This is a genomic window from Streptomyces cavernae, from assembly GCF_004023625.1.
GTDB classification, from domain to species: Bacteria; Actinomycetota; Actinomycetes; order Streptomycetales; family Streptomycetaceae; genus Streptomyces; species Streptomyces cavernae.
Genome location: NZ_RPDJ01000032.1, coordinates 120792 through 141803, shown reverse-complemented (window position 1 = coordinate 141803; position 21012 = coordinate 120792). Strand labels below are relative to the sequence as shown.

Annotated in this window: 18 protein-coding genes; 9 read left to right on the top strand and 9 right to left on the bottom strand. The window is 70.7% G+C overall.

The genetic code is table 11. The annotated features are described in order from the left end of the window. Positions 1 to 101: 101 nt before the first annotated feature. Positions 102 to 917: a helix-turn-helix domain-containing protein gene (locus EF387_RS35010; protein WP_238431868.1), complete on the bottom strand. Its 816-nt coding sequence runs from the start codon at positions 915 to 917 to the stop codon at positions 102 to 104. A 16-nt stretch (positions 918 to 933) separates the two neighbouring features. Between EF387_RS35010 and EF387_RS35005 the strand changes: the two genes are divergently transcribed. Then, positions 934 to 1710, top strand: a complete 777-nt coding sequence (locus tag EF387_RS35005; protein WP_238431867.1) for a carbon-nitrogen hydrolase family protein — start codon at positions 934 to 936, stop codon at positions 1708 to 1710. 24 nt (positions 1711 to 1734) lie between these two features. On the opposite strand, the gene EF387_RS35000 is transcribed toward EF387_RS35005, so the two are convergent. After that, positions 1735 to 3183: a multicopper oxidase family protein gene (locus EF387_RS35000; RefSeq protein WP_128380614.1), complete on the bottom strand. Its 1449-nt coding sequence runs from the start codon at positions 3181 to 3183 to the stop codon at positions 1735 to 1737. Positions 3184 to 3340: 157 nt separating this feature from the next. Between EF387_RS35000 and EF387_RS34995 the strand changes: the two genes are divergently transcribed. The 3 genes from EF387_RS34995 (at position 3341) to EF387_RS34985 (ending at position 5681) form a co-directional block, all read left to right on the top strand. After that, positions 3341 to 3748: a hypothetical protein gene (locus EF387_RS34995; RefSeq protein WP_128380613.1), complete on the top strand. Its 408-nt coding sequence runs from the start codon at positions 3341 to 3343 to the stop codon at positions 3746 to 3748. Positions 3749 to 3750: 2 nt separating this feature from the next. Then, entirely contained in the window at positions 3751 to 4881 is a 1131-nt protein-coding gene (locus tag EF387_RS34990; RefSeq protein WP_128380612.1) for a sensor histidine kinase, read from the top strand. A gap of 146 nt (positions 4882 to 5027) precedes the next feature. Continuing rightward, positions 5028 to 5681 (top strand): response regulator, encoded by a 654-nt coding sequence (locus tag EF387_RS34985; protein ID WP_128380611.1) that lies wholly within the window; start codon positions 5028 to 5030, stop codon positions 5679 to 5681. Between the two features lie 427 nt (positions 5682 to 6108). Here the strand turns inward: EF387_RS34985 and EF387_RS34980 are convergent, their stop codons facing one another. Beyond that, positions 6109 to 6945 carry an oxidoreductase gene (locus tag EF387_RS34980; RefSeq protein WP_128380610.1) on the bottom strand — a complete coding sequence of 279 codons (837 nt, stop codon included), beginning with the start codon at positions 6943 to 6945 and terminating at the stop codon, positions 6109 to 6111. Between the two features lie 118 nt (positions 6946 to 7063). Continuing rightward, positions 7064 to 9160, bottom strand: a complete 2097-nt coding sequence (locus EF387_RS34975) for an autotransporter (protein WP_128380609.1) — start codon at positions 9158 to 9160, stop codon at positions 7064 to 7066. A gap of 314 nt (positions 9161 to 9474) precedes the next feature. Here EF387_RS34975 and EF387_RS34970 point away from each other — a divergent pair, with 314 nt between their 5' ends. Genes EF387_RS34970 through EF387_RS34955 form a run of 4 tightly spaced genes read left to right on the top strand, consistent with a single transcriptional unit; the run spans position 9475 to position 14451 of the window. Continuing rightward, positions 9475 to 10185 (top strand): family 43 glycosylhydrolase, encoded by a 711-nt coding sequence (locus EF387_RS34970; protein WP_274388969.1) that lies wholly within the window; start codon positions 9475 to 9477, stop codon positions 10183 to 10185. After that, positions 10182 to 11597, top strand: a complete 1416-nt coding sequence (locus EF387_RS34965; RefSeq protein ID WP_128380608.1) for an RICIN domain-containing protein — start codon at positions 10182 to 10184, stop codon at positions 11595 to 11597. The genes EF387_RS34970 and EF387_RS34965 overlap by 4 nt, the downstream gene beginning before the upstream one ends. Continuing rightward, complete coding sequence (locus tag EF387_RS34960; protein ID WP_128380607.1) at positions 11597 to 12685, top strand: GDSL-type esterase/lipase family protein; 1089 nt, start codon at positions 11597 to 11599, stop codon at positions 12683 to 12685. Before EF387_RS34965 ends, EF387_RS34960 begins: the two co-directional genes overlap by 1 nt. After that, the gene (locus EF387_RS34955; RefSeq protein WP_238431866.1) at positions 12682 to 14451 is read left to right on the top strand and encodes a DUF2264 domain-containing protein; all 1770 of its coding nucleotides are present in this window, start codon (positions 12682 to 12684) and stop codon (positions 14449 to 14451) included. Before EF387_RS34960 ends, EF387_RS34955 begins: the two co-directional genes overlap by 4 nt. On the opposite strand, the gene EF387_RS48735 is transcribed toward EF387_RS34955, so the two are convergent. After that, entirely contained in the window at positions 14452 to 14625 is a 174-nt protein-coding gene (locus tag EF387_RS48735; protein WP_238431865.1) for a hypothetical protein, read from the bottom strand. Between the two features lie 393 nt (positions 14626 to 15018). On the opposite strand from EF387_RS48735, the gene EF387_RS34945 reads away from it, so the two are divergent. Next, positions 15019 to 15444 (top strand): NUDIX hydrolase, encoded by a 426-nt coding sequence (locus EF387_RS34945; protein ID WP_128380606.1) that lies wholly within the window; start codon positions 15019 to 15021, stop codon positions 15442 to 15444. Here EF387_RS34945 and EF387_RS34940 read toward each other — a convergent pair. The 4 genes from EF387_RS34940 to EF387_RS34925 all read right to left on the bottom strand — a co-directional run bounded on the left by EF387_RS34940 (position 15431) and on the right by EF387_RS34925 (position 20822). Next, positions 15431 to 16156 carry a hypothetical protein gene (locus EF387_RS34940; protein WP_128380605.1) on the bottom strand — a complete coding sequence of 242 codons (726 nt, stop codon included), beginning with the start codon at positions 16154 to 16156 and terminating at the stop codon, positions 15431 to 15433. The two genes, EF387_RS34945 and EF387_RS34940, sit on opposite strands and share 14 nt — an antisense overlap. A gap of 17 nt (positions 16157 to 16173) precedes the next feature. Then, positions 16174 to 17571 carry a hypothetical protein gene (locus EF387_RS47620; protein ID WP_202918462.1) on the bottom strand — a complete coding sequence of 466 codons (1398 nt, stop codon included), beginning with the start codon at positions 17569 to 17571 and terminating at the stop codon, positions 16174 to 16176. A 48-nt stretch (positions 17572 to 17619) separates the two neighbouring features. Continuing rightward, on the bottom strand, positions 17620 to 18282 hold the full coding sequence (locus EF387_RS34930; protein WP_128380604.1) for a TetR-like C-terminal domain-containing protein: 663 nt from the start codon (positions 18280 to 18282) through the stop codon (positions 17620 to 17622). A gap of 203 nt (positions 18283 to 18485) precedes the next feature. Continuing rightward, the gene (locus EF387_RS34925) at positions 18486 to 20822 is read right to left on the bottom strand and encodes a M4 family metallopeptidase (protein ID WP_238431864.1); all 2337 of its coding nucleotides are present in this window, start codon (positions 20820 to 20822) and stop codon (positions 18486 to 18488) included. Between the last annotated feature and the right edge of the window lie 190 nt (positions 20823 to 21012).

The window sequence follows — 21012 nt, the reverse complement described above, 5'->3', positions numbered from 1 at the left end:
ACTTCTCCACCACCTCACTCCCCGACCGAACATTCGGTTAGCGCTGGGTGCGGTCCAGTAATCCAGCCACCCGGCTGCCTGTCAAGAGGTGAACGAACGGCTCAGTCGTACCTGCCGGTTCCATCCGCCAGGGCCTGCCATTCACGCGGGGACATGCCGTAGTGGGCCCGGAACGCCCGGCTGAAGTGGGCGGGGCTGACGAACCCCCACCGCTGGGCCACCGCGGCCACCGCCGGTCTGCTCCGGCGGGGGCGGCCGAGTTCACGCCGGCACGCCTCGAGGCGGCGGCAACGGATCCATTCGCTCACCGTCGTCCCCTCCGCCTGGAAGAGACGCTGCAGGTGCCGTACCGAGATGTGGTGGGCGGCGGCGACCGTCTCCGCCGACAGCGCCGGGTCCGCCAGACGGGCATCGATGAACGCCCGGGTCCGCAGCAGCAGGGTGTGCCGCGCGGCGTCCAGCGATGCGGTGTCCTGGCCGAGGCGCTCGGTGAGCAGGGTGGTGAGGAGGTCCGACACGTTCCGGGCCAGCAGTTCGCCGATCTCGGGCTGGTACGAACCGGCTTCGGCCGCCAGCTTCGACAGCAACGGCAGGACGATGCCGACCAGACCCTGCTCCGGACCGATCGTCACACCGGTGATGCGCCGGAGGTCGGACGAGGCCAGCCCGAGCGCCCGCCGCGGCATCTGGAAGACCACCGTCTCGAAACAATCCGGGAAGTCCAGCGTGTACGGGCGGGTCGTGTCGTACAGGGCGAACTCCCCGGGCTTCAGCACCGCGGTCCGTCCGTCCTGTACGACCACACCGCTGCCGCGGGTCTGCAGGCCGAGCAGCACGTACTCGTCCGGGGACTCGGCGATCAGGCTCTGCGTGCGCCGGACCAGCTGCCGGTCGGCACCGACCGTGGATATCCCCAACTGCCCGAGCCGCTCCGTGGCGACGCTCCCGGAGAAGGGCTGGTCCTCCGCCCGCGCCCATGCCATCGCCGTGGTCGCCGGCTACAGCGAGCGCAGCGGCGGCAGTCTCTACATGGGCCAGGCCGTGATCTCCGCGGACGGTGAACTGGTCGGCGCCAGGCGCAAGTTGAAGCCGACCCATGTGGAGCGCACCGTCTTCGGCGAGGGCGACGGCTCCGACCTGGCCGTCCACGACACCGCTCTCGGCCGCGTCGGTGCCCTGTGCTGCTGGGAACACCTCCAACCCCTCACCAAGTACGCCATGTTCAGCAAGCACGAGCAGGTGCATGTGGCCGCCTGGCCCAGTTTCTCCGTCTACAAGGGCGCCGCCTACGCACTCGGACCCGAGGTCAACACCGCGGCCTCGCAGCTCTACGCGGTCGAGGGCCAGGTCTTCGTCCTCGCCCCGTGCGCGGTGGTCGGCGCCGCCGCCATCGAACTGTTCTGCGACACCCCCCTCAAGCAGCAGCTGTTGCAGCGCGGCGGTGGTTTCGCCCGGATCTACGGCCCCGACGGCCGCCCGCTGGCCGAGCCACTGCCCGAGGACGCCGAAGGCATCCTCTACGCCGACATCGACCTGTCCGCCATCCCGATCGCCAAAGCGGCCGCCGACCCCGTCGGGCACTACTCCCGCCCCGACGTCACCCGCCTCCTGCTCAACCCGGCACCACGCCGACCTGTCGAGCACGCCACCCCCGGCATGGAGGGCTTCGACGAGCTGACCACGGCGGAACCGGAGACGGCGGACGCCTGACACAGCGGAGCCGTCGCCGAGCCTTCAGTGATCGTGACCGGTCAGGGCCAACCTGCGGGGCGTGCTGTCCTCCGTGCCCCGCGGGACGATCACGAACTGGCCCATCATGCCCCGATCCTCGTGCTTGAGGATGTGGCAGTGGTACATGTACGGCGTTGTGGGGTCGGTGTGCCGGCCGAACTCGACAGCCAGCCGGACCTTGGTCTTGCCGGGTACGAACACCGTGTCCTTCGGCCCCCGCAGATGCTCCGGCGGCCGCTTCCCGTCGATGTCGAGCACCCGGTACACCACCTCGTGGATGTGGAAGCTGTGCGAGAAGGTGAAGTTGTCGAGTTCCCAGATCTCCCGGGCGCCGGCCGCCACCACCTCGTCGATGCGGGCCATGTCCATGTCCTGGCCGTTGATGCTTGACCCGCCGAGCCTGAACCTCCGCACCTTCCCCACACGGTGCGGCGGGTTCAGGTCCACGAGCGTGCCGGGGAGCGGGGCCGACGGTGAAAGCCGTGGCGCGGCGACGAGGTTGAGCAGGTCGTAGTCGCCGCTCTCGATCTCGGAGTCGCCGTCGAAGCCCTTCAGCACCACCTGTTCGCGGGGCGTGAAGCCGACGACGATCTCGAACCGTTCCCCCGGGCTGATCCGGACCCGCCGCACCGCCACCGGCCGGGCGAGCAGTCCCGCGTCGCTCCCGACGACGTGGAAGGTGCGGTCGTCGCCGAAACCGAGGTTGTAGACGCGTGCGTTGGAGCCGTTGAGCACACGGAACCGGACGCGGGTGGTGGTCACGCGGAAGAACGGGTCATAGGTTCCGTTGACCAGGATGTCGTCGCCGAGCAGACCGAACTGGCCACCTAAGGACTCGTCGAGCTCGCCGTTCTTCTCGAACTTCTTGTCCTGGATGATCAACGGGACGTCGTCCTTGCCGTAGGTGTCGGGGAGAGTGACGCTTTCGTCGTCGTCCAGGACGAACATGCCCGCCAGGCCGCGGTAGACGTGCAGGGCGGTCTTGCCGTGCGGGTGCGGGTGGTACCAGGTCGTGGCGGCCGGCTGTGCCACCGTCCACTCGGGGGTCCAGGTGCCGCCGGACCGGATCATCTGGTGCGGGCCGCCGTCCATCGCCGCGCGCAGCCGCATGCCGTGCCAGTGCAGGGTGCTCGCCTCGCCGAGGGTGTTCGTCACGGCCATCGCGACCCGGTCGCCGCGCCGGGCGCGCAGGGTCGGGCCGAGGTAGGTGCCGTTGATGCCCCAGGTCCGTGCGGGTTTGCCGGGCAGGAGTTCCGTGCGGCCTTCGCGCAGCCGCAGGGCGTACCGCTTGACGCCGTCCCGGCCGGGCGCGGGGTCGAGCAGGGGTGGGATGCGCAGAGGCGTCCTGAAGCCGAGGGTGCCCTCGTTGCCCTCGTTGCCTTCCGCGCCACCGCACCCGGTGAGCGCGAGTCCGGCCAGCCCGGTCAGGGTGAGGAAGCCACGTCGTCTCATGACGGGAATGCTGCGCCGAGCCGGGAGTCCGGCACGTCGGCCCGGAACGGCAACTTCGGTGTACGACCCGGGCGGTAGCGTCATACCCCGGTGGTACGGCGCGGTGTCGTCGCCGGGCTGACGAGGGGACGAGGCCGGGTTCGGCAGGGTGAGCGCCATGAAGCGTTCACCGATTCCCGCTGCCGTCCCCGTGGTCACCGCCTCGCTCCTGACGCTCGCGCCCGCGGCCCAGGTGGCCGCCCCGCAGGCACCCTCGCCGTCGACCACCTCTCGCGGGCGACCGCGGCAGCACAACGAGGCGATGCTGATGCCCGTGCGGACGGGAACCTCCCTGCCGGACCTCGACACGTACTTCGCCGCGGTGGACGCGGGGCGCTACCCGGCCGACTCCCCGTTCTCGGGCGGTCCCACGGGCGTCGTGCCGCTGTCCCCGGGACGGTCCGTGGTCCTGACCACGGAACTGCCGGCCGGGAAGTACGCGCTGGTCACCTGGGTTCGCCACCTTGGATCGGGCAAGATGTACGCGGCGCGGGGGATGCGTGCGTTGACCACGGTGGGGGGATAGGCGTGCCACGAGCGGCCGACATCGCACTGGGTTCGGGGTTCGTGGCGCTGGTCCTCACCGCCGGCGGACTGCAGGTGGGGCCGCCTGGACCGTCCGGCCCCCTGGACTGGGGCGCGGTCGCGCTCGTGGTGACGGCGGGCGCCGCGGTGGCGTTACGGCGGCGGTGGCCGGGCGGCTGCCTGGTGGTGGTCAACCTGGTCACGCTCGCGTGGTTCCACTTCGACTACCACGGCCGGCTGATCACGATCGCCCCGCTGATCGGCTGCTACGCGCTCGCCGCGTACCGGGGCTGGAGGGCGGGGGCGGCGGGCGGGCTGCTCACCGCCGCCGTCACGGTCGTCACCGTACGACTGGCCATGGACGGCGCGTGGTTCGGCGACCAGGTGTTCAACGCCGTTCCCGTGGAGGCCGCCGCCACCGCGCTCGGCGCCGCGGTGCACTCGCACCGGGCGTTCGCGGCGGGCGCGCGGGAACGGGCCGAGCGGATCGCCGAGGCCCGCTCCGACCAGGCCCGTCGGCAGGCCGCGGAGGAACGGCTGGAGATCGCCCGGGAGTTGCACGACGTCTTCGGCCACACGATGGCCGCGATCAGCGTCCAGGCCGGCGTGGCCGTGCACGTCATGCAGCGCAGACCGGAACAGGCGGCCGAGGCGTTGAACACCATCAAACGGATCAGTGACGAAGGTCTGGCCGAGGTTCAGGTGCTCCTCGGCGCGATGCGGTCGGAGGATCTGCGCACGGCCACCGGCGGCCTGGCCAAGCTGGACAAGTTGCTGGACACGGCCGGGGTGAAGGTCGATGTGAGGGTGCGCGGCGCGAACCGGACCGTGCCGGTGGCGGTCGACCTGGCGGCGTACCGGATCATCCAGGAGTCGCTGACCAATGTGCGGCGGCACGCGCGTGCCTCGTCCGTGCGCGTCGAGCTGAACTACGGCGACACGCCGGAGGGTGTGCTGGAGATCGTGGTCTGTGACGACGGCCGGCCCGGTGACACGCCCACCACGGTCGGCGGGCACGGCATCGAAGGTATGCGGGCCCGGGCGCAGAAGCTCGGCGGGAGCCTCACGGCCGGGCGGGTGGAGGACGGTTTCGAAGTACGGTGCGCGTTGCCGGTCCGGAAGGACGACCGATGATCCAGGACGGTGCGAGGAGTGAGGACGCTGGGCGGAGTGAGGACGCCGCGGGGAGTGCGTTTGAGGACGCCGCGGGGAGTGCCTTTGAGGACGCTGCGAGGGGTGAGTTCCAGGACGCCGCGAGGGGTGGGTTCCAGGACACCGCGATGATCAGGGTGCTCATCGCCGACGACCAGGCTCTGGTGCGTGGTGGATTCCGGGTGCTGATCGACAGCGAGCCGGACATGACGGTGGTCGGCGAGGCGGGTGACGGAGCGACGGCGGCCGAACTGGCCCGGTCCACCCGACCCGATGTGATCCTGATGGACGTTCAGATGCCGGGAGTGGACGGGATCGAGGGCATTCGCCGCGTGGTGGCGGACCCGGGGCTTGCGGATGTCCGCATCCTCATCCTCACTACGTTCGACGAGGACGACTATGCCATCCGGGGCCTGAACGCGGGCGCGAGCGGATTCCTGCTCAAGAACACCGACCCGGCGCAGCTGCTGCACGGGATCCGGGTCGTGGCGGGCGGCGAGGAGTTGCTGTCACCGGGGCTGACCCGACGGCTGATCGCCCGTATGACGAAGCCCGCGGGCCCGGTCAACCACGATGTGTTCGCCCAACTCACCAGTCGTGAACGGGAGGTGGTGGCGCTCGCCGCGCGCGGACTGAGCAACGCCGAGATCACTCGCGAGCTGGTCATCAGCCCGGCCACCACCAAGACCCATGTCAGCCGTGCGCTCGCCAAGCTGGGCGCCCGGGACCGGGCCCACCTGGTCGCACTGGCCTACCAGCACGGTCTCGTGGAGCCGGGCTGACCTGCGGGCCGGGGCCCTTGGCCAGGTCCTGTCGTCAAATTCCCGTCGTCCGCCCGGAGGGCGGGCCGCGCGGCGCTCAGGTGCGTGCTCTGGGGTCCCCCAGCCGGAGGCTGGGGGGAGTGCCGGGTGGAAGCCGTCGTACTGGATGTACTTGGGCTTTCGCCCGGTGCGCTGAGTGGGGGCCCCCTGCTCGGAGAGCTTGGGGGAGCGTGCATGGCGTCGCGCGGCAGACGGGAATTTGACGACAGGGCCTAGGGGGCGGAGGGGGGCCGCGGCCCGGCCGCCGACGCCTGATTCCCCCTTCCGCCTCCGACCGCGCCGATCCGCTGCCTGATGCCATGGCCGACCGGCGCTTACGTGCCACGGTCGGCCGACGCAAAGGCTGCCCCGGCCGACTCCGCCTACGGTGCCACGGCCGACCGGCTGCCTACCGTTCCACGTCCGTGAACGCCGTGGCCCGGGCCACCTTCTCCCAGGCGATGAGCTCGGCACGCGCCCCGTCGAGGTGGCCGATCACGGCGTCCACGGCGTCGTCGCCGAGCGGCAGACGCAGTGGTGTCTGTTCGGCGTCCAGCGCGGTGAGGATCGCCGCGGCTGCCTTCGCGGGGTCGCCGGGCTGGTTGCCGTCACCCGACTCGGTCATGCGCCGCGTCTTGCCCACCGTGTCGGTGTACACATCCGTTTCCGCGCTCGCGCTGATGTTCCCGAACAGGTTCGTGCGGAAGGCGCCCGGCTCCACGACCAGCACCTTGATGCCGAACGGCCGGACCTCGTCCGCCAGCGCCTCGGAGAGGCCCTCCAATGCGAACTTGGTGGCGCTGTACGCGGAGAACCCGGCGAACGACATCCGACCGCCCATGCTGCTGAACTGCACGATGGCACCGGAGCGGCGGGCGCGCATGTGTGGCAGAACGGCGCGCACGAGCGCGGCGGGCCCGAACACATGCAGGTCGAATAAGTCGCGCAGTTCGGCGTCCGTGGTCTCCTCCACGGCACCGACATGGCTGCGGCCGGCGCTGTTGACCAGGACGTCGATGCGTCCGTGCCGGGCCACCACGTCCGCCACGGTCGACTCGATGCCCTGCGTGTCGGTGACGTCCAGCGGCAGTGCCTCGACCTGGCCGGGGTGTGCCCCCACGAGGTCCTCCAGCGCGGCCGGACGCCGGGCGGTGGCGACCACGACGTCCCCTGCGGCGACCGCCGCCTCGGTGATCGCCCGGCCGAATCCACTGTTCGCCCCGGTCACCAGCCATACCTTGTTCATCCCACGGCCTCCTGGCTCGTCGATGCGTCGATTACGTGACGACAGCCTTTCGTCACCTCCCGTGGTCTGTCCAAGACTTATCGTGATAGCCGCCTGGGCGGGCTCGTCACCCGTTCGTTCAGCCGCTCGCCGCGTGCCGTCCGCCCCGGCGGCCGCGCTTCTTCAGCAACGGGAGGAGCAGCAGGCACAACAGGGCGGGTGCCGCCGCAATCGGCCACCACGGCCGGGAGTTGCCCGTCTCGTCCAGCGCGGCCTTCTTCGCCGCCGCCGCGGTGGTCGTGGCGGAGGTGGCCGCGGCCGCACCCTGCTTCTTCTTCGCGGCCTTCGCCGTCAGGACGACGTCGTTGCCGTCACCGCCCCGATAGCTGATCCGGTACGCCGTGCCCGCGACCCGGAGTTCGGCCTTCTCGCGGAGCCCGGTGAACGTACCGGTGGTCTTCGCACGGCCGCCGTGGTCGACGAGTGTGATGGTCTCGGCGGACTTCGTGCGGGGGCTCACCGTGAGCCTCCCCGCCAGCCGCAGGTCACCGCCCACCTTCAACGGTCTCTCACCCACGGTCAGTTGCGCGTCGGACCGCTGCATGTAGTCACCGGTGACCGTCAACGGACCCGAGGTCTTCCCCGCGTTGGTCACCGAGCCCTTCACCGTGCCCTTGCCCGTGAGGGAGTTCGTCACCCGAAGTCCCGCCGTCCCCGGGTCCAGCCGCGCTCCCGGCGCCGTGAGACGGATCGCCCTGCTGCGGGAGAGCGAGGCGCCGGAACGCAGGGCCAGCGTGCCCTTGGTGACCGTGGTGGTCCCCGTGTACGTCACCGCGCTCCCCGTCAGCGTCGTCGTCGCGGCGCCGGACTGGGTGAGTGATCCGCTGCCGCCGAGCCGGGACAGGGCGACGGGAGTGGCGGTGTTGCGCACGACCAGCGTGCCGTCGTTGACGATGCGGCGCCGGTCGGTGCCCAGCAGCAAGGAGCCGTCGCCGCCCCGCTTGCCCGAGCCCAGCCGCAGCACCGCCCGCTTCTCGATCGTCGTGGAGCCGTCGTAGTACTGCTTCGCCGCGAAGGTGACGTCGTTGCCGGGCGTCCCGGCGATGACGACGTCGCCGGCGCCCGGCTCGGCGAGCGTGTCGTGGAACCTGCCGCCGCCGATGGGCGCGCCCAGGGTGACGGGGCCGTTGTAGTCGAAGGTCAGCAGGGAACGGGACCGGGCCGCCAGCAGGTTGATGTACACGGTCTCGGCGGTGCCCGGCATGAAGATCTTGTTCGTGGTGCCGTCGCCCCACTGGACGTTGGCGCCCTTGATGTTGGTGCCCCGCTTGTTGACGTTCTTCCTCGCGGGCCGCCAGTTCAGGGCCGGGTCACTGAGCGAGGGGTTGGTGTCCCCGCCCCGGTCGGACCAGCTGTACTGGCCGGTCAGCACCACCTTGCTGCCGGGCCGCGACTGGACGTTGATGTCGCTGCCGTACTCGCGCTGGTAGAAGTTCTGGCGCAGCGTGATCGTCTGGCCGAGCGGGGTGTCGACGGTCCATGTGCCCTGGTTGAGGATGGCGCGGGCGTTCGGCAGCGCGACCGGGAACTCGGGCTTGCCCGCTGCCATGCCGGTGCCGTTGTCGATCACGCCGGAGAACGGGTGCGTGCCCGCGAGGTCGAGCGTGCCCCACAGGAAGCGCGGCTGGGTGACCAGGCCCGAGCCGCTGATGGTGCCGATGTTGAAGGTGCGGGTCAGCGAGAGGCGGAGCGTGCCGTCGACGCGGACGTTGAGCTGGTTGAGCTGGTAGCCGGGGGTGTCGTACGGGAAGTGCCCGATCAGGCCGGTGGTGCCGCCCTTGCCGTACTGCAGCGTCGCGCCCCGCTCGACCGTGATCGCGGGGGGATCGGGACGGGTGACGGTCGTGTACGGGTGGTTGCCGCCCTGCGTCCTCACCACCTGCCGCTGCCGGGCTTTCGGCAGGGTGAAGTCGCTGTCCTTGGTGAGGATCAGCGTGCCGCCGCCGCGTACGGTGAGCGTGCCGGTGCCGCGGAACACCCCGTTGTAGGTGGTCGTCCCGGACGGCAGGGTGACCACCGCGTCGCCGGATAGCGTCACGTCCCGGCCCGCCCGGACGTCGGCGGTCACGTCCCGGGCCCCGGCGGGGGCGGCCGACGTGGCGGGAGCGGTGACCATGAGGGCGACCGCCGCGAGGACTCCGGCGGCCGCTGCTGTCTTGTGGATGTGGCTGCTCACGTATCGGAGACGGCCGGGGACGTGCGCCGATAACAAAAAACCGGCCGCCGGACCAAAGCCATGTCGTCGAACGACTTCAAGTGCACGAGCACGCGGGCGACTTGGCACGAGTACGCCATCGCGACACATCACCGATGAACTGGCAGAAAGGGCTTTCATCTTTCTCCGTCCGACCCGTTGACCTCCTCGTAACACACCCTTACCTTTTCGGGGTTCGGAATGGTTGATGTTGTGCGAGATGCCGAACAACATCGAACATTGCCGAACACCCTGGTCGTGGTGCGTCCCCGCCTCCCCCGAAAGGCAACCCCCCCATGAGCCGCAACGACGACGTCGCCGACCCGCCCGAGGCGCCGAGCCGCAGACTCGTGCTGAAGGGCGCCCTGGCCGCGGGCGCCCTCTCCGTGACCGCCCTGCCGGGCGTGGCCGAGGCCGCGCCCGGCGGCCATGTCCGCTACGCCAACCCGCTCGTCCGCAACCGCGCGGACCCGCACATCCACCGGCACGACGACGGCTTCTACTACTTCACGGCCACCGCCCCGGAGTACGACCGGATCGTCCTGCGCCGCTCCCGCACCCTGCGCGGCCTCGGCACGGCGGACGAATCCGTCATCTGGAAGAAGCACACCAGCGGAGACATGGGCGCGCACATCTGGGCCCCGGAGATCCACCACATCGACGGCGCCTGGTACATCTACTTCGCCGCGGCGCCCGCCGAAGACGTGTGGGCGATCCGCATATGGGTGTTGGAGAACACCAACTCCGACCCCTTCGAGGGGACCTGGGTCGAGAAGGGGCAGCTCAAGACCGCCTGGGAGACCTTCTCCCTGGACGCCACCACCTTCAGTCACCGTGGTACCCGTTACCTCGCGTGGGCGCAGCACGAGCCCGGCATGGACAACAACACCGGCGTCTTCCTCTCCGAGATGGCGAACCCATGGACCCAAGTGCGTGCCGGGCGTCGCGAGCCGGGCTCCCCTTTTGTTCGGAGCTCTAAGAACACGACCAAGGAGGCTCAGTGTTGAGACGTGCGTACACGATCCTGCTCGCCCTGTGCTGCGCGCTCGCGGCGGCGCTCGCGACGGCGGGTCCCGTCCAGGCGGCGCAGAAGACCATCACCAACGCCACTCAGTTCACGGACAAGTCGGGTGATCCGCTGCACGCCCACGGCGGAGGTGTGATCAAGGTCGGCAAGTACTACTACTGGTTCGGTGAGAACCGCAACGCAGACAACACCTTCCGGTATGTGTCCGCCTACCGCTCCACCGACCTGAAGAACTGGAAGTTCCGCAACCACGTCCTGACCCAGGCCACCGACCCCGAGCTCGCTCACGCCAACATCGAGCGGCCCAAGGTCATGTACAACGCGGCCACCGGCAAGTTCGTGATGTGGATGCACAAGGAGAACGGCACCGACTACAGCGAGGCCCGCGCCGCCGTCGCCGTCTCCGACACCGTCGACGGCGACTACACCTGGCGGGGCAGCTTCCGGCCGCTCGGTGAGCACATGTCCCGGGACATCACGGTCTTCGTCGACACCGACGGCACCGGATACATGGTCTCCGCCGCCCGCGAGAACTACGACCTCCACATCTACCGGCTGACCGCCGACTACACCGGCGTCGCGAGCCTGGTCGCCAACCCCTGGCCGGGCGGGCACCGCGAGGCCCCGGCCCTCTTCAAGCGTGACGGTGTCTACTTCATGCTGACCTCCGGCGCTACCGGCTGGAACCCGAACCAGCAGAAGTACGCGACGGCGACCGACCTCGCCGGCCCCTGGACCGCCATGGCCAACATCGGTGACTCCACGACCTACGGCTCGCAGACCGCGTACGTCCTGCCCGTGCAGGGCAAGAAAGCCACCTCATACCTGTACATGGGTGACCGCTGGGGCAACTCCTTCGGCGGCACGGTCAACGACTCCCGCTATGTGTGGCTGCCCCTGACCTTCCCCACCTCGACCACCATGACCATGAACTGGTACCCGGAGCTGGTCGTCGACGCCGCGCGCGGGACGATCACCGGCCAGGGCGGCCCGTACGAGACACTGACCGCGGCGCACAGCGGCAAGTGCGCCGACGTGCCGGGCCAGTCGGTCCGCGAAGGCGTCGCCCTCACCCAGTGGACCTGCAACGGCGGCGGCAACCAGAAGTTCTGGTTCAAGCGCTTCGGCGACGCCGACAAGGTGCAGCTCATCGCCAGGCACAGCTCGCTCTGCCTCCAGGAGAACGAGGGGAGCGTGACGCAGGAGGCGTGCGCCAAGTCCGCCAAGAACCAGAAGTGGAAGGTCATCACCTCCGGTGACCACGTCACGATCCAGTCCCGGGCGAGCGGCAAGTGCCTGGACGTTGCCGACGGCTCCACCGCCAACTCCGCCGCGCTCATCACCTACACCTGCAACGGTCAGACCAACCAGCAGTGGGTCCGGGGGAGTTGATGAAACGCTCAGGTACCGCGCTGCTGGCGACCGGCATCGCGGTCGCCGCCCTGCAGACGGCTTCGGCGCTTCCAGCGCACGCCGAAGCCGCCAGGCCGGCACACAGCGGGCCCGTTTCCGGCGCGCCCGCCCTGGGCGGCCTCGCGAACTGCACCACGACCACACCCGTGACCTGCCACTTCGATGTCGCGCCCGGCACATATGACGTGAGTGTCGTGCTGGGCGGCGACGGCGAAGCCCGCACCGCCCTCAGCGGCGAGACCCGACGAGCCCTGCTGGCCGAAACCCCGACCGCGGCCGGGGAACGCGTACGCCGGTCCTTCACCGTGAACGTCCGCACTCCCGAGGGGGAACCCACCGGCCCCGAGGGCACGCCCGGCCTCGACCTCACCATCGGCGGCCCTGCGCCCGCACTCGCCGACATCCGCGTCACCCCTGCCAAGCACACCCGGCAGATCTTCCTCGTCGGCGACTCCACCGTCTGCGACCAGCCCGGCGACCCCTACTCCGGCTGGGGCCAACAGCTCCCGCAGCTGCTGCGCAGGGGCCTGTCGGTCGCCAACCACGCCGACTCCGGGGAGAGCACGGTTTCCTACCTCGCCAACCCGGCACTCTTCCCGACCGTCCAGCCACTCATCCGCAAGGGCGACCTGGTCCTGATCCAGCTCGCCCACAACGACAAGACCACCGACGAACCGACCTACCGGGCCAACCTGGAGACGCTCGTCGCGGGCGTACGGGAGCGCGGCGGCCGACCGGTCCTGGTGACCCCCATCGTGCGGCGCTGGTTCAACGCCGACGGCACCCTCGACAACAACACCGCCCTGCTCGTCAACGGACTCGGCGTGGACCACCCCGCGGTGGCCCGCTCCGTCGCCGCCGACCACGACGTACCCCTCGTCGACCTGACCGCCAAGACCAAGGCAGTCGTCGAATCACTCGGCGTCGAGGGCTCCAAGGCGCTCTACCTCTACAACGAGAAACGGGACAACACCCACACCTCCGTCCACGGCGCCACGGTCTACGCCGGACTGGTCCGCGACGAACTGCGCTCACAACGCCTGGTACCTGAAAGGCTGACCCGGTGATCCTGCCCGACGCCCTGCCCGAGGACGACCGCGTCCTCAGCCCCCACACCGGCTACACCCGCGCCCACTGGGAGGCCGCCGCCGACGCCCTCCTCGCCGCCGTCGCGCCGTACGCCACGGCCGACGGCGCGCTCTACCACCTGCCCGGCGACCGCGCCAGCTGGTCGGGCACGCTCTCCGACGGACTGGAGGGTTACGCCCGTACGCTGCTGATCGCCGCGTTCCGCCGCGACGAGAAGGCACTCGAACGGTACGGGGACGGCCTCGCCGCCGGAACCGCCGGCGTCTGGCCACGCATCGAGGACCGCAGTCAGCCGCTGGTGGAGGCCGCGTCGATCGCCCTCGCGCTACGGCTCACCCGGCCCATGCTGTGGGAGCGTCTGGACACCGCGGTACGGGACCGGGCCGCGGCCTGGCTTGCCGACGCGCTCGACGCCGAACCCTGGCCCTGCAACTGGGAGTTGTTCCCGGTGACCGTGGGCGGCTTCCTGGCCGACATCGGATATGAGACGTCCGCGGCCCACGCGGCGATCGACCGCGGGCTCGACCGCATCGAGCAGTGGTACGTCTCCGACGGCTGGTACACCGACGGAGACGGCCGCGCCTTCGACTACTACAACGGCTGGGCCATGCACCTCTACCCGGTGCTGCACGCCTGGCTCGCCGACGACACCCGGCTGCTGGACCTCTACGGCGGCCGGCTCCAGGCCCATCTCGCCGACTACGCCCGCCTGTTCGGCGCCGACGGGGCGCCGATGCACCAGGGCCGCTCACTGACCTACCGGTTCGCGACGACGGCACCGCTGTGGCTCGGCGCCCTGACCGGCCGCACCCCCCTCAGCTCCGGAGAGACCCGCCGCCTGGCCTCCGGAGCCTTGCGCCACTTCCTGGACCGGGGCGCGGTGGGTGACGACGGCCTGCTCTCCCTCGGCTGGTACGGCCCCAACCCCGGTGTCCTGCAAGGTTATTCGGGCCCTGCCTCGCCGTACTGGGCGAGCAAGGCGTTCCTGGGCCTGCTCCTTCCGGCGGACCACGAGGTGTGGACGGCCACCGAGGAACCCGGCCCCGCGGACCGCGCCGACGCGGTCACTCCCGTCGCCGCGCCCAACTGGCTCCTGCAGTCCACCGTCGCGGACGGCCTGGTCCGCCTGCACAACCACGGCAGCGAGGACGTCCGCTACGACCCCTACTACACCCGGCTCGCGTACTCGACGGCGACGGGCCCCACACCACTGGACTCCCCGTCCCCCGACAACAGCCTCCTGCTGGACGGAGACGCGACCCGCACGGACATCGAACCGCTGGGCACGGGCGAGGGCTGGGCGGCCTCCCGGCACACGGCGGGTGGCGGCGCCCGGGTCACCAGCGTGGTCCTGGCCCACGGCGCGGTGGAAGTCCGGGCCTACGAGGTGACGGGGGCGCCCGAGGGCACCCAGGTCCTCCTCACGGGCTGGGCGACAGGACCGGGGGAGGCCACCCGCTCCGAACTGCTCCCGGTACTCGGACTCACCCCGGCCCCCGACCTCACGCCCGCCGCGACGGCATACACACCCGAGGCCCAGGTCCCCGCCCTGTCAGGCACCCTCTCAGGGGACGACACCCTCTTCATCGCCCTGGCCCGCCTCACCGCGGACCCGAACCCCCGCCCACTGGCGGAACTGGCGTCGGTCGAGCTGGACGGACCGGACCTCCGGGTGACCTGGTCCGACGGATCCGAGACCCGGTGCGGCCTGTTCCAGGAGCGGCCGGGGCCGTCCCGCGCCTGATCAACGCCCCGCCCGGACCGCGAAACCGTCGTTGTGCGCGACCAGTCCGCCGACCTCCTTCGTGCCCCCGACCACGGTGTCCGTGCCGGAACGCCTGCCGGCCGCGGCGAGCGGGGTGACATGGACGCCGTCCGCGGCGGGCCAGGCCACCCGCAGCGTGCCGTTGGGCGCCACCGCGGTGCGCCGTACGCGTCCACTCGCGGGTGTTGTTGTAACCGGCGGACAGATAGGGGAACTTGGCGGGCAGTCCTAGCGTGGTGGACGTGACGGTGAGCTGACCGGCCGCGGTGGTCGCCCCGTTGGCGGTGGCGTACCAGGCCCCCGCCGAGCGCGCAGAGCGCGGCCAGGGAGGCGATGACGGGCTTACGGGCGAGGCGACGCGGCGGTGACTGGTGGGGCCGGTGTGTCTGGGGTTGTCCATGTCTCCGTGTAGCCTCCGCAGCGGCCGCAGGATGCCTCGGTGGCCGGAAACCGCCGGAAAATCTTGTACTGCGCGGTACGCTGGAGGCTTTCCCGGGGTAGAAAACCCTTTGGGCTTGTGACGGCGAGGGACCGAGGACCGACATCATGGCCGACTCCGGCGACAGGCGACTGGCGGCAGCCGTCGTCGTGCACAAGGGCCGTGTCCTCCTCGTGCGCCGCAGTGAGAAGGAACGGTTCCTGCCCCGGGTGTGGGGCGTCCCCTGCGGCAAGCTGGAACCGGGCGAGAGTCCCGAGGACGGCGTGCTGCGGGAGCTGAAGGAGGAGACCGGCCTGCTCGGCAAGGTCGTCCGCAAGGTCGGCGAGTCCTCCTTCGTCAGCGAGTACAAGGGGCACGAGATCAAGAACTGGCAGGACAACTTCCTGGTCGAGCCCCTCTCCCGGCACATCGTCCTCCCCGAGCCCGACCAGATGTACGCCTGGCTGACCCCGGCCGAGCTGACCGGCGTCGACATCGACGACTACAACCTCGACGTCGTCCGCCAGGCTCTCCCCACCGTCAACCGCCTCTGAGTAACTCCGCCAGTCTGCCTAGCTCCGCGAGGTACTCCGCCTCTGCCAGGGGCACCTTCGCCACCGCTCCCGCGTGCGGTCCCGCCGCGGTGAACACATCGGTGTTGTCCCGCCGCCCGTTCCCCGTCTCCAGGAACAGCGTCACCGTCGGTTCGCGCGTGTCGCACCACGCCCGGTGCAGGGTGTGCGGGGGCAGCGCATAGGTGCTGCCGGCCGTGTACTGGGCCACCTGGGTCAACCGCAGCCGTGCTGCCCCGGCCGGCTCCAGCAACCAGTCCGCGGACCGCTGGGACAGCGACTCCCGGTACCGGGCCGCCGCCAGCCCGCCGTCACGCCGTGGCTCGTACAGCTCCATCGCCAGCCGTCCGCGGACGATGTAACTGGCCAGCGCGGACCGGTGGTTGTGGATGTCCTCCTTGCCGGGCTCCCCGCGCACGGGGTGCCACACGTGCGCACGGAGCATATGGCGGGGCCCCGCGTCGACGAGCAACAGTTTGTCGAAGCCGAGGACATGGCGGTACGACAGCCGGGCGCACCCCTCGGGATCGCCCTCACCGGAGGCGAGTTCGGCGACGAGTTCCAACAGCCTTTCCGGCGAACCCAGTTCGGCGATCACCTCACGGGCCGCGAGAACCAGTTCGTGTTCGGGTAGTTCGCCGTCCAGCTCCTCGGCGAGCAGTCGCCGTGCCGCCAGGCCCTGCCGACCACCCATGCACACCCCTGTAGAACTCACCCGTCCGGTTGATACTTCCATAGGGCATGGGCGCGCAGTGCCGAAAGACCTTGATAGGTCATCCACATGGGCCGCCGCAGCTCACCGGCGTCGTCCCGGGCCCAGGTCCAGATACCGTCGGTCTGTCCCCGCCACACGGCCGCAGCCGCGCCGTCCAGTCGCTCGCGCCAGGCCTCCTCCTGCTCCTCCGCCCGCGCGATCTCCCGCGCACCGGACGTGAGCAGCGCGCGCAGCACCCAGGCCGCGGTGAAGTGCCGTACGTTCAGCACCTCAAGACGGGAGGGGTCGTCGGTGCGCCGACGGCGGATCTCCTCGCGCTGGTTCTCCAGGTCCAGGCAGGCGTCGTGCGGGGTGTCCGGGCAGGCCAGCAGCCAGCGGACGCCGTCCTCGCGGGCCGCGCGCGCGTTCTGGCTCTCGCCCAGGACACGCGCCGCCCGGTCCAGCGCCACCACGGCCTGCGCGGTGTGCAGCGGGGACGGCGAACCGTGGAACGGGGCGAGCCGGTAACCCCAGCAGCGGCGGTGCGCCCGGCGGGGATCGGTGACCGCGCCCGCGACGACCGCGTCCCGCAACAGCGGAAGCAGATGAGAGTCCGGGGCCGCGCGCAGCAACCCGCGCAGCACCGTCGTCACCACATGGGTCAACTCCCGCCCCGTACTGTCCAGTTCCGGGGTGAACCTAGACTCGCAGCGGGCCACCTCCGCGGCCAGCAGCTCCGGCGGGGCGCCCGCCCGTGCCAGCGCGCCCAGCACCAGCGCGGTGACCTCGGGCCGTGCCTCCGCACCCTGCGAGCGGGCCGACCAGCCGCCGCCGGGCAGCCGCAGGTTCCACAGTGTCCGCACCAACTCGCCCGCGCCGAGCTTGCCTTCGGACATACCGAGGTCCAGCACGATGTGCAGCCCGTACGCCGTGCCGACCGGCGTCGGGTGCACCGGGGCGTTCGGGTCGGACTCACCGAGCGAGTGCGGCCAGCCCGTGAGCCGCCCCCGGACCGGGTCGTCCACCACGGCGACCTGCTCGGTGAGCGCGCGGTGCGCGGCGGTGAACACCTCGGGCAGAGGCCCGGGTCCGGATAACGGCGCGATCGGCAGCGCACGGACCCGTCCACGCTCGGACTCCGCCACCCGGGCCCGTACCAGCGCCGCCGCGAGCCAGGCCGCGACGGCCGTGCCCAGACCGCTGACCGCCGCGATCGCATAGCGGGCCGGTTCGCCGTCCAGACTGCCCGGCAGGATCCCTACCAGGGACTGGAAGACGGCGTAACCGGCGGCCAGACAACCGAATCCACCCAGCCAACCGACGAGCCGCGACGCGGGCCGCGGGCTGCCGGGCGCCGGGGGCGCCGCCGGGGGATCGGACCTCAACGAACCGCGCCGCAGTTGCTGTTGAGACATGGCGTGCTCCCTCCCCCAGGGCGGCACGTGGCCGGCGAAGTTTCCAGTCTAAGTGGTCGGAGGTGTTCGGCGGGTCTTCGGTGCGGCTGGGTGCGGGGGCACCGCTGGGTGCTGTGCCGCGCCTGGGGGCCGCGGCACGGCTGAGGCGGCCGGCCAGTTCTCCAGCAGTACGTGAAGCGCGTCCAGCGTGCGCTCCCAGGACGCCTGTACGTCCCGGGAGGCGTTGAAGCCGCCGCTCGCCTCCAGGGCGCAGTAGCCGTGGAACGTGGCACGCAACAGCCGTACGGCGTCGGTGATGTCGGGCTCCCCGAGACCGTACGCACGCAGCACCGCGTATGTCGTCTCGATGCCCCGCAGCGCCGCGGGTTCCGCTGCGAGAGACTGCGGATCCACCGGGAGCTGGGTCGCCGCGTACCGTCCCGGACGCTCCCGCGCGAAGTCCCGGTAGGCGTTGGCGAAGGCGACCAGCGCGTCCTTCCCGGCCCGGCCCGCCACCGCGGCCTGCGCCCGCTCGGCGAACTCCGCCGCGGCCAGCAGCGCGATCCGCGTACGCAGGTCCCGTACGTTCCTGACGTGCGAGTACAGACTCGCGTCCTTGACGCCGAAGCCCCGCGCGAGCGCGGACAGGGTGACGTTCTCCAGCCCCGCCTCGTCCGCGAGATCCGCGGCGGCGGCCACCACCCGGGCGGTAGTCAGGCCGGCGCGGGCCATGGGCATCACCTCTGTGACCAGCGGAAACTTTGCCGGGCTGGATACTACTGCGTGTCCGGGCACCAGCCGCACAGCCGCTGATGGCTGCCCCACGCGGTCGCCGGAGTCGCCGGCGTCGCGCGCGACTCCGCCCCGCCCGGGCGGTCCCGGGCGGGGCGGAGCGAGCGTTCAAGCGCCGTCGTCGGACCGGTCAGTCGGACGGGTCAGAACGTCAGCTTCCAGCTGTCGATGCGACCGGCGTCCAAGGTGTACGCGTCCTGCACCCGCAGCTTCCAGGTGCCGTCGGCGGTCTCGGCGGAGGCATCCACGGTGTACGTGGTGTGGATGTCGTCACCCGAGTCGCCGCTCACGTCCTGCAGCCGGTAAGCCGTGCCGTCCGGTGCCACCAGGTCGATGCTCAGGTCACCGCGGTAGGAGTGGAGGATGTCCACCGTGACCTTCAGGGCGCTCGGTGCGTTGCCGGTGCGGCCGGTGACGATGAGCGGGGACTCCACCGGGTCGCCCGCGTCCGGGATGTCGACGTCGGCGGGGTTGACGAAGAAGTCGCCGCCGGAGGGGATGACGGTCCAGGAGAACGTCTTGGACGCCTTGTCCGTGGTGCCGTTGACGGAGGCCGTGACCGTCGAGGTGAACTCGCCCGGCCGGGTCGGCAGTCCGGTGACGACACCGGTGGCGGGGTTGATGGACAGCCCGTCGGGAAGTCCGGTGGCCGTGTAGCGGAGGCCACCGCCCCGGCTGGTGTCGGCCTTGATCCGCAGGGAGACGGGCTGGCCCACGGCGGCCTGCTGGTCGCGCGGCGTGGTGAAGGCGATGTGGTCGGTGAAACGCGGACCGACGTTCACGGCCGCCCAGGCGTTGCCCACGGTCTCGTACGCCTCGCTGGAGCGGCCGAACAGGTCGGCGGCGGCCTGGAGAGTGGCATCTCGGGCACCGGCGTAGTCGGTGCCGGAGGTCATGTACGTGGTCAGCGCCCGGTACCAGACGTTGGTGGCGTTGTGCAGCCCGAGGCCGGCGACCGGCAGGTCGTCGAAGGTGGGGCTGTCGTACGCGACGCCGCCCACCGTCTTCTTCCCGCTGCCCTCCGCGAGCAGGTAGAAGAAGTGGTTCGCCACCCCCGACGAGTAGTGCGGGTCGAGCTGGTTGGTGGCGGTCGACCAGTAGTCCTGCGACAGCCCGTCCTTGGACGGCTGGTCCATGTAACGCAGCGGTGTGCCGTCACCGTTGATGTCGATGAGTTCGCCGACCTCGTAGTCGGGGGTGTCCTTGCCGTTGTTGGCGAAGAACTCCACGGCGGCGGCCATGATGTCGCTGGTGGCCTCGTTGAGCCCGCCGGACTCGCCCGCGTAGATGAGGTTCGCGGTGGTGGAGGTGACACCGTGGGTCATCTCGTGGGCCGCGACGTCGAGGGACGTCAGCGGGTTGGCGTTGTCCCGGCCGTCCCCGTAGGTCATGCAGAAGCAGTCGTCGTCCCAGAACGCGTTGACGAACTTGTCGCCGAAGTGGACGCGGGAGTAGGCCGCCTTGCCGTCGCCGGCTATGCCGTTGCGGCCGAACCGGTCGTGGAAGAAGTCCCAGGTGCGCTGGGCCCCGTACGCGGCGTCCACGGCGGCGGTCTGCGAGTTGGCCGGCGTACCGTCGCCCCAGGTGTCGTCGGCGTCGGTGTAGAGCGTGCCGGTCGTCTCCAGGTCGTCGCTGTGGGCCTTGTCGTACGTCTTGTGGTTGCGCTGGGTGTCGTGCAGCTCGAAGGCGTCGGCGCCGCGGGTGGTGCCGACGGCGACCTCACCGTTGAACTGGCCCACGCCGGTGCCGGACTGGATGCCCTGGAACTCGCGCAGCGTCTTGCCGCTCACGGCGTCGGTGATGACATGCAGCTCGCTCGGTGTGCCGTTCTTCTGGACACCGGTGATCACGGCTTCCCAGGCGAGGGTGGGTGTGCCGTCGGCGGCCCAGACGACAAGTCGCGGTGCTCCGTCCGCGGCGGCCTTCCGGGTGTTGTCGGCGCGGGCGGCCGCCAGGGCGTCCTTCCGTGCCTCAGCCGCCGGGACGGTCGCCTTCGTGCTGGGCACGGTGATCGCCGCGTCCGTCGCCTTGGTGACGGTGCGGCTGCCGCCGCGCTGATGGACCACCAGGTCGCCGCCGAGGACGGGGAGTCCGGCGAAGGTGCGCTCGTAACGGGTGTGCACGGTGCCGTCGGCGTCCTTGATGACGTCCCTCGGCAGCAGCTTCTCCTCGGCGCCCAGCTTCAGGGCGTCGGCGGTGGTCTCACGGGCGGCGGTGGCGGACTTCAGCAGAGCCGCGCGCTGGGCGGGGGAGAGGGAGACCGGCGTCGCGCCCGGGCGGGGCTTCGCGTTGATCTTGGCCTGCTGTGTCTGACGCGCCTGGGTGTCGCCGGGTTCGGCGGCGTTCGCGCCGGCGGCGGGGAGGGCCGCGGCGAACAGCGCGGCGGATGCGATCAGCGCACCCGCCGTGCCGCGCCTGCGGAGAGAGGGGGATCCGGCCGTGGCTAACTTCGCTCTTCGGGAACCACTCGTGTTGGTCACACTGATCCTTCTGGCAGCGTTGTGAAGTACTTGACAAAGTGCGGCCGTGCGGCGTGACCGATGCTTGCATCACGACGTTAGTTTTGTCAGTGAACAAACAAATCATTGTCCGGAAGTCGGGTCTTGCGCTTTCCGCGCCTTACGGACGCACATCCGCTCACATGCGCTTTTACACACCTGGAACAATCGA